We start from the raw sequence: 13,618 nt of genomic DNA on the forward strand, positions 1-13,618 counted from the left end.
TTTCAATGAGTATCACCACCTGGCTTGAACAGTATGGATATGCTCTAATATTTACGGCCTTATTTCTTGAAATGCTCGCATTGCCTCTTCCGGGTGAAATGATGATGAGCTATACGGGATTGTTCGTATTTGAAGGGAAACTGAATTTTGTGCTCAGTATTATTACTGCGAGTGCCGGTGTAACCGCCGGCATTTCGCTTTCCTACTGGATCGGGTACAGGCTGGGTCAGCCATTCCTGCAGAAGCATGGACATCGTGTTCATTTGGGTGAAGAGCAGCTGGGAAGAATGAATGTGTGGTTTGAGAAATATGGTGACAAGCTGCTGTTTATTGCCTATTTCATACCCGGGGTCAGACATATTACAGGATATTTCTGTGGCGCAACCCGTATGCCCTTCCGCAAATATGCGGTTTATGCCTATTCCGGCGCGATTTTTTGGGTTAGCTTGTTCATTACACTTGGCAGAATCCTCGGACCCAAATGGGAAGTCTATCACCAAAGTGTAAACCGCTATATGATCATTTTTGCGATAGCTTCACTTTTGTTGACTGTGATGATCTATGTGTTGAAGAAATACAGACAACGGCTGCTGACAGCTTCGGTCGTTCTGCTTACCAGAGGGATACGTCGGTTTCATTCTCTGGGCAAAGTCAGATTTCTGGTACTGTCTTCTTTTACAGCCCTGGTCCTATTTGTTTCCTTGATGCTAGGCTTGATTCAGGACTTCCTGGCCCATGAATTTAATCAATTTGATGAGGTTGCCAGTTACATTGTCCACACCCTTTTTGGACCCGAATGGCACCCTCTCATGAATCTTTTCACCCAGCTTGGAACGGTTTACCTATATGGTCCTTTGATCGCTGTAACTGCTATCTGGATCGCTGCAGGTGTCCGCGACAAACTGCTGGAGCTTAGCTTTTTGTTCTGGGTCGTCATTGGGGGAGAATGGCTTGACGACGGCTTGCGTCGCTTGTTTCATCGTCCGGGTCCTGTTGCTGCCGGATTCCAATTGTTTAATACATTTCCCAGTGAGGAGACCCTAACCTCAATCACAGTGTGCGGGTTCTCTGCATTCTTCATCCTCCGCCATTATAAGAATAAGCTTGTCCGGGTTGCGGTCATTACAGCTGTATTATTCGTATGTCTTCTGATTGGAGTCAGCCGGATATATCTTCAAGTACAATTTCCCAGTGATGTGGTTGCCGGATATGTCTTTGGCGGAGTCTGGATCAGTCTGAACATTCTCCTGCTTGAGATCCTCAGAATGCTCCATACCAATCATAGGAGTGCCGTCTGATCCTCCAGGGAATGATTTACGAATCGAATTCAGTTATGGCATGATAGTGACAAAGCTGCCGTTTCGGTAGGAGTTGAACTCAAGTGGTTGATGCTGAGCTATATCATATTATTCATCTGGCCAGGGGCGGGGACCAGGAGGCGTTTGCTGAGCTGGTCCGGAGATACAAAGGCCATGTATACCGTTATGCGGTTGGTATGTTAACCAATCGGATGGATGCGGAAGATGTCTCCCAGGAGGCATTCGTCAAAGCTTTCTATTCCTTGCCCGGCCTGGATAATGAATATGCGTTCTCGTCGTGGATGATGACCATTGTATCCAATCTGTGCAAAGACCGGCTCAAAAAGAATAACAAAGAGCAGGAATTCAGAGATGAGCCTAATGAGCGCATAGAGGATTCAGGCATATCTGATCCGGTTGCCAAGTTGTCTGTAGAGGAGAGCTTAGGCAGGCTGTCTGTTGACCACCGGGAGGTGATCCTTTTACATGATGTTCAAGGTTATAAATATGAAGAAATTGCTTCTCTGCTGGATGTCCCCATCGGAACAGTGAAGTCAAGATTATTCGCGGCACGGATGTCATTGCGTAGAGAATTAGCAGAGGAGGACCAGGAATGACCTGTCATTTGGAGGATCAGCTGTCAGCTTATATGGATGATGAATTAACAGATGAGGAGCGGCGACAGGTCGAATCCCATCTGGAGAACTGCGAGTCCTGTCAGCTCCTGCTGGAAGAATTATTATCGGTACATAGTACCGTCGTTCATGCATTCGGGGAGATACAAGAACCGGAGAATCTGGAAATACGGGTATTACAGGCGCTCTCAGGCACAAAGGAACGGGCATCGGCAGAAAAGGGCTGGCTTCTGGTTCCGATTGCAGCTTTCGTGTCTCTTGTTATTCTCTGGTTCGCCGCCGGCTCGATCTTCGCAAAAGTGCTGCATGGATTCTTGAAATTGATGCTTGCCATGGTATATATGGGATCGCATCTCCTGTCAGGTGTGCCTGTCTTATCCGGATTGACGGTTATACTGTCCTTAGGGATCATTACGGCTTCTGTATACTCACTGCGGCGTTTGCTTCAAACGTCAACCAGTTGAAAGGGATGAAATACTTGAGAAAGATCTTTTATACGTTATGTTGCTGTGCGCTCCTCATGCTCCTCATTCCCGGTATGGCATCCGCTAAGAGCATCTTTGAGCATCAGAATACATCCGTACCTATAGGACAAACCGTAGATGATGTCTATGTGGTGGGAGGCAATGCCGAGATTTTTGGTCAAGTGACGGGTGTGGCGGTTGTAGTGAACGGAGATCTCCATTTGGGCAATACCGCTGATATTAAAGGTCTGGTTGTTGTGATCGGCGGCCGGGTCAAGCAGGATCCGGGAGCGGTGCTGGGTGATGATATTTATAACATTTCACTGGACAACTCCACACAGAACAGCCTGCTGATCGGAGGAGGGATAGCACTGGGTGCATGGGTGCTGCAGCTCGCCGCAGGTCTGCTAATGATCTTGATCCCAGTTCTCTTCAGGATAGCCGGTAAACAAAAAATAGCCGCATTTACGGACCGGTATCCTCTGGCATCCCTCACAAGACTGCTGCTTATCGGATTCTTTGGCACTTTGATCCTCGCTGCATTAAGTGCACTTCTGTTAGTCACTGTAATCGGCATCCCGTTTATTATTCTGCTTCTTCTATTGATGCTGATTACTTTGGCATTTGGAACGACAGTAGTAAGTTTTCGGATCGGTGAGCTGTTTCACGGGGATAAGCCATTGTCTGACTGGATGAAAGTACTGGTTGGTGCAGCTATCTTAACTGCGTTTGTCAATATACCTTTTGTAGGCTTTATTCTATTCTTACTTCTCTTGATGATCTCTGTTGGCATTAGTGTACAGTGGATATTCAGGAAGAAAGCTTGAGCATCCTGGGATCTTATAGTGGCCTCCCTGACTATAGGGTTGTCTAGGCAATATTAGTCTGGAGCCTCTGGTGATAACCCGATAGGGATTGTTCAATAATATGTTCAATAAAAAGCGGGTCATAATGACTCAACAGACACTGGGCATAATGCCATGCGTTTTCTTCTATGGTCAAACTGATCTCCGCCCGTTCCCTTTCTGTAAGGGCTTCGTCCAGAAGAACGGCAAGCTCTTGCAGCTTTTGGTCTTCCGAATGGCCAAGTTCATGGGCAAAGATGACCGCAATATATTCCTCGAGCCGGTCCAGGGACCCGAACAAACGGACGCATTGCTCTATAATATCTTCTTTATATAGGTAAACGGTGTGACTGCCCATATGATATTTGCCGCCTACCAGTCTTTTTCCGGGGAAACAGGCTTCGATTTTCACCTGGACCTGGCTGTTTGAATGCACAAGCAGCTCATCCACTACATGAATAAACGATTGATCCTTCAGCATAATTCACCTTCTTTAAACCATTATGTAGTTAGCTTCTTAGCTTCCTATTCATTATTTCGGCAGCAGAATGCGGAATCTGTATGCTGGAGTAGAAACGCACTATTTGGGAAGATTCTATCAGCGAAGAAGGCTGCCCCCTAGCTATCAATAGGCTTGGGCGGCTTCTTTTGATTTTTCCGCCATTTTTTGGTTATTTTCATCACTACAAACAGAATTAAAGGCAGTACGATTTGAAAAAAAGGTGAAGACGTATTTAAGGTTACTTTGCGTCCGACCATTATGTGGTGAGTGTAATTTGGAGACAAGAATGAAATTCCATAAATAACAGCAGCAAGAGGGAGCACCCACTTTTTAAAGGAAATTCCTGTGATTCTTTCGAGTCCGATGACTGCGCCATTAAAAAACGCCGCCATTTTAATGCCTAAACCCAGGAAAAACAGTAGGATAAAAAGAGCATCCATACGTTCAAATACCTCTGCCAACCGTATTAATTGCACGGATTCGAGCAGTGGAAGTGTACTGAATGATGCTAATTTATGACCCATCACCAAAACGATTAATTGATTCAGGAATGTCAGTGATAAGGCTGTAAGGATATAGACTGTTATTACGGCTTTGCGAAGATTTTTTGCTTTCCGCGCGTGTGGATAGAAGACTAGGAATAAAACAACTTGTCCAAACGGAAAAGAGATAATCTCAGGAATAGCGGCCTTAAACGCGGGCATCCAGCCATTTTCCAGAATCGGGTAGAAATACTCCAAGTGGAGCAGGCCGCCAGCCGGAATGATGATACTAATAATGGTATACCCAAGCAACATTCCAGGGAACAGGATCATGCACATCAAAAAGAACACCTTATATCCATAACGAACCGTGTTAGACACCACCAAAATGGCAATTAAGCAAACAATCCATAAGGGAGTCTGGTTGAGCAAAGTCAATAAAGTAACTTCTCCTAGATCACGTAGATTCCTAGAAGTCTCATATGCAAAATAACCTACGAACATGAAATTGAGAAGGGAGCCCAAGTATTTCCCCATATATTTACGGAAAAGCTGGAACAAATCCAGATTCGGCTCTTGTCTGTAAATGGACAGGTGAAGAATAAGCAGGATCAGACCCGCGAAGGCTCCTATAAGCATTGCCAGCCAGGCGTCTTGTTTCGCTTCACTTCCTATGAAAAACAAAGTAGTACTCCCTACCTCAAATAAGGAGAGGCATATCACTAATTCGGATACGCGAAGAGAATGCTTGCTCATAAGCTTAACTCAACCCCTTATCGGATATTGATTACATTCATTATTCAGACTTCAGCAAATCAACAAAGGAGTTTTGCAGAAGACCTACCCGTTTTATATTTACATCTACCTTGATTTGCAAATTCATATTAGCTAACTCATCGGGCCAAGAGCTTTTTAACGTTTTCCATTCTTTTGGATATTTCCTGTGTATTTTGTCAGCGATCCCGATAAGATCAATATTCATTCGCTGAACAGATTTCCAACCTTCTCTTATTTGAGCTTCGATTAGCTCCTCGGCTTGGAGTTGTAATTTCTCCAGACCATACATTGATGTTACGTCCTCCTTAGAGAGGGTTGACTGCAGTTCGCCACTGGCTTTAGCATTTACCATTAAAGTGAAATTATTATTTTTATTCAGTACTGGAGATACCTTGACTTTTGCTTTCTGGATAAGAATTGCGGATTCTTTGGACTGGTTATCCAGGGTATTTAAGGTTGTCAGATCAATCTGATTGTTTAGCCAGGAAATTCCTAAGCTCTCTTGCTGGTGAATTACATCTATCATTTTGGATTTTCGGAACACCGATAAGCCCGATATCTTCATTTTTCCTTTCGTAGAAGTTTGATTAAAAATATCTGTAGAATTCATTTTCACATCCTCTTCTCCCGTTAATGCTAAGGTCGGAACCCCGGCAGCGGCGCTGTCTGAAGTGATTTTTAGTGCCAGCTCATGAAGTGTAATGGAAGGGTAAAAGGATGCAAATTGAGTGTTTTTTTGCAAAATTTCAGATAATGCCTGTCCGGGTATCTTTTCCGGCGGATCTAGCTTTTTCAAAAAATCCCGTGCCTTCCCCTCGACGATAAGCACCCTCACCGTTTCCCGTGCGTCCGGATTACGGTAGTAAGTGTCCATTATTTCATCGATTCCCTGCTCTGCGGTTTTTTTTCCAATCAGTATTATATTGTTGTGGGCAAAATAAAGTCTTCTCGGATTTTCCAGATTACTTACAGCCACAGCTCCTCTTATGGTTTTGCCGTGTGTACTGAAGGTATGAACGGGAGATTGTGAACCACCGGCGCCAGATGACCCGCTGCTATTGGATAATGCCGATGGATTCATGATCTGGTAGGTAACTGTCCAGTCTCCTGTTTCACCGTCAAAACCTGTTGCTGTTGTTATGCCTAATTCATTCAACTCTGTACGGTTACCGCATCCACTGCCCAGTAATATAAGAATGGATAGTAGAAGAACACATGTTAAACGACGCATATCGATCACCTCTTCATTGTTCTGGCTCTTTCATGTTGTCCAATTTATTGCTGGTCCCTTTTGGGAACTGATGAGGGGCTTGTCTAATTCTGTTTTTGCTGGATTTGACATTAGGTCTTGTCTTCATTGCCCACCATGGAGCCCGTATGACTAAGTCCTTCATATTGGATTTGTAAAAAGGACTGTAAGGCATTAAATAATCGGTGCCAAAGGATTTCAGTGAGAGCAGATGAGCTAAAAGAGGGATCAGCCCGGCCAAAATACCGAATAATCCAAGAAAACCTGCCAGAAACATAAGGGCAAAGCGAAGAAGCCGAATGGCTGAAGACATACTGAAATACGGGATTACAAAATTGGAGATCGCCGTAAAAGAGACTACGATAACAATCGCACCGGAGACAAGTCCCGCCTGGACTGCCGCTTGTCCGATAACCAGGGCACCCACAATCGATATAGCCGGCCCAATAACCCTGGGCATCCGGATTCCGGCTTCACGGATCACCTCAAAGGTAACTTCCATGATGAGCGTTTCTACCAAGGCAGGAAAAGGAGTTCCTTCCCGTTGTGCTGCAAGTGAGATCAGGAGCGTAGTGGGGATCATTTCCTGCTGGAAGGTAGTAAGGGCAATATATAAAGATGGAAGGAGCAAAGAGACAAGGAAAGCCACTAGTCGCAGACAACGCAGAAAAGTGGAGATATCGTATCGTTGATAATAATCTTCAGACGTCTGGAAAAAATTAAAAAAGGTGACTGGTGCAATTAGAGCGAAAGGCGTACCATCCACGAGCACTGCAACTTGACCATCTAAGAGACATCCGGCTACGGTGTCAGGCCGTTCCGTGTCAATCATCGTAGGAAAAGGTGACAAGGGGGCATCTTGGATGAACTCTTCGATATAGCCGCTTTCAAGTATGCTGTCGGTATCGATAGACTGCAGCCTCAAAGTGATTTCTTTCACCACGTCAGAGCTAGCTACATCTTCGATATAGGCCAGCACTACTTTTGTATGCGTGAGTTGGCCGATATCGTGAGCTTCAAATTTGAGTTTGGGGGATTTGATTTTTCTTCTGATCAATGCAATGTTAGTAGAGATATCCTCGGTGAATCCTTCTTTTGGACCCCTGACTACGGTTTGGGATGTAGGTTCTTCCACACTGCGTCTAACCCCTCCAGAGATCATAACCGCTAGAGGAAACGGACAGTTGTTAATTATAATCACTACGCTCCCGGAGAGTATTTCTGTAAAGAGCTGATCTTCCGTACGGATCATTTGAATGTTGCCGGAAGGAAGCCTTTCGAGTATACGGGAAGCCATCAGATTAGGGTTAGTTATGAATGAATTGCTGTCAGGAGCTTCGTGGATTAAACTTTCGAATATACTTGTCAATAATTTATGATCTATTAAACCTTCAAAGTAACAGACTACCATTCCGGATTCATCACTCGGTTCCCCGGATAGGGTGCGGAATATAAAATCTGGACTTTGGCCGAACTGCTCCTTAAGCAGGAGAAGAGTATGGGGTAATGAGGGAAGGATGGAACGAGCCGTTCGTTGCTTCTTGGATTTTTCGATATCTTGGCCCTGTCTTTGGTTCTGTATAAAAACTTTTTTCATCCACCGTTTAAGCATCTTGTACTCACTCCGTTCAACGATAAGCTAATAATTGATAAAAGTAGACAGAATCCGAGGCTGATCCACTCCGGCTATGTGGTTAATTTGTTCATAATTATGAAATTTATACCTCCTAGACACCGCAAAGGGACTGTCCACTAAGTGAAGGACAGTCCCTTTTATTTAACCTCTAATGAATCATATTCCAGTTTTATATGGTTATAATTGACCTTTATTTACTACATACGGGGCAGTGCCCGGTGTCGAGTGCTGATGATCCGCCGGAGGGTTCAACACCGGAATCCCGCCCATTGCCTGGGGTTGCGGTACATATTCGAAATGGCCTGTACCGTCAGGCAGCGGCCCGTTAGCCCAAGCCCCCATACGACTTTCCTCGCCAGCCGAGAAGTTCAAGAATTGACGTGTCGCCGGCTCCACTGTTAATTCCCGCGGGAATGAAGCCGGAGCAATTGGACCGTCAATCGCCTCTATTTCCTCAATGGCAGCAAGCCATTGGTTCTGGTGCATAATATCTCTGGAGATCATGAAATGCAACATTTCACGTACACCGGGATCTGTAGTTTGTTCATAGAGACGAACCACCTGAAGAAGGCCTTGGGATTCAGCATTCAGGTTGGCACGGAAGTCTGCCAGCAAATGTCCGCTGGAGACAATATAGCGGCTGTTCCATGGGAATCCGTTGCTGTCCGTAGGTGTGGCGCCAAGACCGGATACAATCGCATGCTGGGGATTCATACCGCCCAGTACGGAAGCGATTAATGGATCTTTGGCTGCTTCGTCTACCTGATCGACAGGTGCCCCATCCAGAAGCTGAGCAATCATGGTACATAACATTTCAACATGGCCGATTTCTTCGGTTCCTATGTCGAGCAGCATATCGCGGTATTTTTGTTCTGCCCTGCAGTTAAAGCCCTGGAACAAGTATTGCATCATAACCGACATTTCACCGAATTGTCCGCCAAGCACTTCTTGCAGCTTTCTAGCGTAGACCGGATCTGGCTTTTCAGGTTTTGCACGGAATTGAAGTTCCTTGATGTGGAAAAACATATGATTTCCTCCTTCATCTGTGGTCACTCTGATACGTACCAACTATGTTTACCCCTGCCAGTTCCTGCTTAATCATACAAATAGAAGGAATATGTCTGGCGTTTTATGTAATTTTCTTAAATAATTAATGCGGAGAGTTAGTATGTCTAATTAACATATTACAGTTTTCGTTTCGTTATTTTGTACTATAAGCCCAAGTTAATTGCGACCATCAATTATGAAAAAGTGATATAGGAGGCTAATGGTGAAAAAAGTTTCTTCTTTTCTTTTAAGATGTTTTCTTTTTTTGTTAATTCCACTGTTAGGGAGAATCACCTGTCAATTATTAATAGTACTTGCATTTAGTTCAGGAGAGGGGTTTGGAGCCGCTTCCGGAAGCATATGCCAGAAACGTTGCTGGTCCTCCGCTGACCTTCACCGGATAACGCGTCGAGAGGCAGTTTAACCTGCGTGATAATTTCCTGGGGTGAATATATCAACCGCTATTGTAGAGATTGAGTCCATATTTTATATGTATCGTATCTGATATAATAGGAGATTGATGAGACATGCTTACTTATAGCGATAATCAGCATAACTTTTATTATTTTATTTTACATATACGGAGGGATATTTATTGTTGGTCCATACTAAACTTCATATCCCCCATGTGCGTAAATCTCTGGTAGCCCGGCCGAGGCTGATTCATAAGCTGAATGAAGGAAGAGATGCCAAATTGACGCTGGTTTCCGCGCAGGCGGGTTACGGGAAAACAACGGTGTTAAGTGAATGGGTGAAGCAATGCGATAGCGATGTGGCCTGGGTTTCGCTGGACTCACTGGATAATGATTGGATTCAGTTCTGGAGTTACGTCACTGCTTCCATCCAGGAAAGAGTACCCGGGTTCGGCTTAGCGGTGCAATCCCTGCTTGATAGTGGGCCTTCAATCTCCTCGGAGCCTGCCATCACAGAACTCTTGAATGAGTTGAACGGCTTCCCCCACGATCTGGTCATTATTCTTGATGATTATCATGTCATTGAACTTCCCTCTATCCATCGGTCCATGATCTATCTGCTAGAGCATTTACCACCTCATATTCATCTCTATATTGCAAGTCGTACGGATCTGTCCATACCTACCGCCAGGCTGTTGGCCAAAGGTGAATTACATCAGATTAAAATGCAGGATTTGCGGTTTCAATTGGACGAAGGACTGGTCTTTTTTCGCGAAACGACCGATTTAGGCTTATCCCCAGAGCAAGTGAAGATGTTGTTCCAGCAGACGGAAGGTTGGATCAGCGGCTTGCAGCTGGCAGCCCTTTCCTTGAAACAAAGTGACAATATTACGGATAGCCTTCAGCAGTTCAGCGGTCATCAGCATAATATCTCCGACTATTTGCTGCAAGAGGTATTTCATCATCAACCGGAGCAGACACGTGCTTTTTTATTGCATACATCAATTCTAAGCCGTATGAACGCTTCCTTATGCCAGGCCGTAACCGGTCAGATAAACGGTCAAGCACAATTGGAACGACTGGAGCAAATGAATTTGTTCATTGTCCCTCTGGATGATCACAGGAAATGGTACCGATACCATCACTTGCTTTCGGATTTCTTACAACAGCTATTGCACAGAGCAGACCCGGATCTATGGGTACAGGTGCATATTCGGGCAGCGGAGTGGTTGGAGTCTCAGGGATTTGATGAAGAAGCGGTGGAACATTACTTAGAGGGAAAACAGTTTTCGGATGCTGTCCGCTTAATTGAGAAAAATCTACATAAGTTAGTCCAGACGAAAAGTGTTGTATTGATCCGTTGGGTCTCTGTCTTGCCGGCCGACTCCTTTGCGGAGAAGCCCATGATCGAATTGTTCTATATATCCGTCTTATTAGGCGTTGGAGAATGGACCGCGGCTTTTCACAGAGTGAAGCAAGCTACCATCCGGTTTCAAGCGCTGGAGGGCAAAGTAACGGATGCGGCATGGAAGCAGGCCATGGGCAATATCTATTTTTTCAATGCGATTACCTCCTATCTGCAAAAAGATTTGGAACGAACGTCAGACTACTTCGGGCTGGTTGAGCAGTATATGCCGGAAGGCAGTTTCTTTCAAACGGTGGGACGCAACAGATACCAGGGATTTGATTCCTTTGATGATCTGCTTGGACATATCAATGATCTTCATACAGCAGATGCATTCTTATTGAAATGGATCACTGTGTGGCACAATAAGCAGGAATATCCTTTTCTCGGATTCTTATGTGCATCTTACAGTAAGTTATTATATGAGTGGAATCGTCTTGAAGAGGCGGAGATGTATGCTGCTATGGTGCTCGGTCGCCAGGATATGCATCCTTTTGCACGGATTATGATGCAAATTCACATTAGTGCTTCAAGAATCCAGCAAGCCAAAGGGAATCTAAGTCGGGCCACAGCGCTGCTGACCGAGTTGAAATTGCTGATTAACTCTCCGGATTATGAATTATTTATGCTCAGAATTGAAGCGGAACAGGCTTGTCTGTCCCTGCGGCAAGGCTCGCTTCAAGAAGCAGAGGATTGGCTGCAAAGATGTGGTATGGCGCATTTGGATGAGGTTTCGCTGAACCGGGCCGCAGAATATCTTGCTTATGCCAGAGTACTTGTTGCTTGTGAGCGGATGGATGAAGCACTGAACTTGCTGGAACGGTTAAATCGCATGTTGGATAAGAAAGACCGTCTGCGGGATCGTATTCAGGTCATTATTTTGCACAGTATGGCGCTTAAGCGCTCTGGTCAAACGGAGGCAGCACTCCTTCAGTTAGAGACAGCCTTGCACTTAGCAGAGCCGGAGGGATATATTCGCAGCTTCATAGATGAAGGACCTGTGATGGCAGAGCTGCTATCGGTTTATGGAAAGAGGTTGCAAGGCAGTTACTTGGGAGGTGCGCAGCTTGTTACTTTTGGTTATGTACAGCAACTGCTTCAGGCTATGCAGGTCACGAGCCAAGACAGCTTCCAAATCGAACAGCCTCGTAAAGAAATACTGACCGATCAGGAAACGAAGGTTCTGGTATTGATTGCACGTGGATTGACGAATAAGCAGATTGCGTCAGATCTACACATCACAGGTGAAACCGTAAAGTTTCATATTCGGAATGTGTACAGAAAGCTTGAAGCGAACAATCGGGTACATGCGCTGCAGCGAGCCAAAGAATTAAGGATTTTAGTTTAATTAATAAATATTTATGCGTACCTCCCCAAATGGGGAGGTACTTTTTTGCCCAGAAAAGTTTATAGTGGGATGAACACAATGAATAATGACACAATGGAGCTTGAAGATCGGAATTATTTGTGAGAAATATATGAAGTTGAGAAGTTGTGGAGGAGAGAATGCGATGGATAGGGTGTATAAAAAAGGATTGTCGATCTTCCTAGTGTTGTTAATGGTATTGGGTGGGATCTCAGGAGTTATTGTACCTAGCGGGGGGACGGCTCATGCTTCGGTAAGCTTCGCTGGAGGAACGGGTACAGCAAGTGATCCTTATCAGATCGCAACGGCCGATCAGTTGAATGAGGTTAGGAATTACTTAGGAGCATACTATAAATTGACAGCGGATATTGATTTGAGTAGTTATGTGAATTGGATGCCGATAGGAGGAGTAGAGGGGGACAACGACTTTACTTATTTTTTCTACGGCAACATCGACGGCAATGGTTATAAAGTCACAAATCTGAAGATTAATCGTCCAGAAAAGGTTTGGGTAGGATTGTTCGGAGCTAATAGTGGGAATATTAGTAATATGTTTCTGGAAAATGTTGAGGTGAAAGGTTCATTTTATGTAGGCGGACTTGTAGGGGAAAACTACCACGGAACTGTCACCAACAGTTATGTCACAGGAAGTGTGATGGGAACAGTGTCTGTTGGTAGTGTAGTTGGTGAGGGACCAATCACAGCTATTGCAGCAGCGATAGCTGGAGTGACAGCGCCTGTTGAAGGTGCAACACCTGTCGCAGTCCTATCGGATACAGCGGGATATACGGCAACGATAGCCTGGAACCCGGAAGATGCGACCTTTGCGGCAGTAGCCAGCTATACGGCGACGATTGAAATCACCCCAAAACCAGGGTATACAATAACCGGAGTGCCTGCTAACTTCTTCACCGTAGCCGGAGCAATCACTTCGAATGCAGCGGGTTCAGGTGTAGTGACCGCTGTATTCCCGGCAACGTCAGCAGTGCCTATCACGACGGCAGCGATAGCTGGAGTGACTGTGCCGGTAGTCGGGGAAACACCAGTTGCGACAATAGCAGACACAGCAGAATATACGGCGGCGATAGCCTGGACCCCGTCAGATACAAGCTTTGCCGGAGCAGCCAGCTATACTGCGACGATTAGCCTAACGCCAAAACCCGCTTATACCTTAGCGGGAGTGGCAAAAAACTTCTTCAAGGTAGCGGGAGCAATAACCACGAATGCAGCGGGTTCAGGGGTTGTAACTGCGGTATTCCCGGCGACGGCCTCAATCCCTATTGCAACTGCAGAAATAGCGGGAGTAACCGCACCAGTAGCCGGGGCAATGCCGATAACATCGATAGCGGACACAGCCGAATATACGGCGGCAATCGCCTGGACCCCGGCAGATGCAACCTTTGCCGGAGCAGCAAGCTACACGGCGACGATTAGCCTAACGCCTAAGCCCGGATTTACCTTGGCGGGAGTGGCGAAAGACTTCTTCACCGTAGCTGGAG

11 protein-coding genes are annotated in these 13,618 nt (G+C 45.4%); 6 read left to right on the plus strand and 5 right to left on the minus strand.

Annotation, left to right across the window (positions count from 1 at the left end; all coding sequences use genetic code 11):
• Window positions 1-5 precede the first annotated feature (5 nt).
• The 4 genes from ACAN54_RS22660 to ACAN54_RS22675 all read left to right on the plus strand — a co-directional run bounded on the left by ACAN54_RS22660 (window position 6) and on the right by ACAN54_RS22675 (window position 3,224).
• Window positions 6-1,298 (plus strand): bifunctional DedA family/phosphatase PAP2 family protein, encoded by a 1,293-nt coding sequence (locus ACAN54_RS22660; RefSeq protein ID WP_379160867.1) that lies wholly within the window; start codon window positions 6-8, stop codon window positions 1,296-1,298.
• Between the two features lie 83 nt (window positions 1,299-1,381).
• Window positions 1,382-1,915 carry an RNA polymerase sigma factor gene (locus ACAN54_RS22665; protein WP_379160870.1) on the plus strand — a complete coding sequence of 178 codons (534 nt, stop codon included), beginning with the start codon at window positions 1,382-1,384 and terminating at the stop codon, window positions 1,913-1,915.
• Window positions 1,912-2,397, plus strand: coding sequence for an anti-sigma factor family protein (locus tag ACAN54_RS22670; RefSeq protein WP_379160873.1), 486 nt, complete (start codon window positions 1,912-1,914; stop codon window positions 2,395-2,397). Before ACAN54_RS22665 ends, ACAN54_RS22670 begins: the two co-directional genes overlap by 4 nt.
• Window positions 2,398-2,471: 74 nt before the next feature.
• Window positions 2,472-3,224 carry a hypothetical protein gene (locus ACAN54_RS22675; protein ID WP_379160875.1) on the plus strand — a complete coding sequence of 251 codons (753 nt, stop codon included), beginning with the start codon at window positions 2,472-2,474 and terminating at the stop codon, window positions 3,222-3,224.
• A 43-nt stretch (window positions 3,225-3,267) separates the two neighbouring features.
• On the opposite strand, the gene ACAN54_RS22680 is transcribed toward ACAN54_RS22675, so the two are convergent.
• From ACAN54_RS22680 to ACAN54_RS22700, 5 genes are all read right to left on the minus strand, one after another.
• Window positions 3,268-3,723: a hypothetical protein gene (locus tag ACAN54_RS22680; RefSeq protein ID WP_379160878.1), complete on the minus strand. Its 456-nt coding sequence runs from the start codon at window positions 3,721-3,723 to the stop codon at window positions 3,268-3,270.
• A 137-nt stretch (window positions 3,724-3,860) separates the two neighbouring features.
• The gene (locus tag ACAN54_RS22685) at window positions 3,861-4,982 is read right to left on the minus strand and encodes a GerAB/ArcD/ProY family transporter (RefSeq protein WP_379160881.1); all 1,122 of its coding nucleotides are present in this window, start codon (window positions 4,980-4,982) and stop codon (window positions 3,861-3,863) included.
• A 40-nt stretch (window positions 4,983-5,022) separates the two neighbouring features.
• Window positions 5,023-6,234: a Ger(x)C family spore germination protein gene (locus ACAN54_RS22690; protein WP_379160884.1), complete on the minus strand. Its 1,212-nt coding sequence runs from the start codon at window positions 6,232-6,234 to the stop codon at window positions 5,023-5,025.
• A gap of 13 nt (window positions 6,235-6,247) precedes the next feature.
• Window positions 6,248-7,864 (minus strand): spore germination protein, encoded by a 1,617-nt coding sequence (locus tag ACAN54_RS22695; protein WP_379160887.1) that lies wholly within the window; start codon window positions 7,862-7,864, stop codon window positions 6,248-6,250.
• Window positions 7,865-8,065: 201 nt separating this feature from the next.
• Window positions 8,066-8,914, minus strand: a complete 849-nt coding sequence (locus ACAN54_RS22700) for a manganese catalase (protein ID WP_379160890.1) — start codon at window positions 8,912-8,914, stop codon at window positions 8,066-8,068.
• Between the two features lie 619 nt (window positions 8,915-9,533).
• Between ACAN54_RS22700 and ACAN54_RS22705 the strand changes: the two genes are divergently transcribed.
• A complete protein-coding gene (locus ACAN54_RS22705; protein ID WP_379160893.1) occupies window positions 9,534-12,101 on the plus strand; it encodes a winged helix-turn-helix domain-containing protein in 2,568 nt (855 codons plus the stop codon).
• A 163-nt stretch (window positions 12,102-12,264) separates the two neighbouring features.
• Window positions 12,265-13,618: GLUG motif-containing protein (locus ACAN54_RS22710; RefSeq protein ID WP_379160896.1), on the plus strand; the 1,354-nt coding region annotated here is incomplete at its 3' end.

The sequence above is a fragment of the Paenibacillus diazotrophicus genome (genome assembly GCF_042610465.1).

Coding starts and splice junctions, on each gene's coding strand:
- ACAN54_RS22685 (WP_379160881.1), bottom strand. CDS start 4,982: ATGAGCAAGCATTCTCTTCGCGTATCCGAATTAGTGATATGCCTCTCC.
- ACAN54_RS22670 (WP_379160873.1), top strand. CDS start 1,912: ATGACCTGTCATTTGGAGGATCAGCTGTCAGCTTATATGGATGATGAA.
- ACAN54_RS22695 (WP_379160887.1), bottom strand. CDS start 7,864: ATGCTTAAACGGTGGATGAAAAAAGTTTTTATACAGAACCAAAGACAG.
- ACAN54_RS22680 (WP_379160878.1), bottom strand. CDS start 3,723: ATGCTGAAGGATCAATCGTTTATTCATGTAGTGGATGAGCTGCTTGTG.
- ACAN54_RS22675 (WP_379160875.1), top strand. CDS start 2,472: ATGGCATCCGCTAAGAGCATCTTTGAGCATCAGAATACATCCGTACCT.
- ACAN54_RS22690 (WP_379160884.1), bottom strand. CDS start 6,234: ATGCGTCGTTTAACATGTGTTCTTCTACTATCCATTCTTATATTACTG.
- ACAN54_RS22660 (WP_379160867.1), top strand. CDS start 6: ATGAGTATCACCACCTGGCTTGAACAGTATGGATATGCTCTAATATTT.
- ACAN54_RS22700 (WP_379160890.1), bottom strand. CDS start 8,914: ATGTTTTTCCACATCAAGGAACTTCAATTCCGTGCAAAACCTGAAAAG.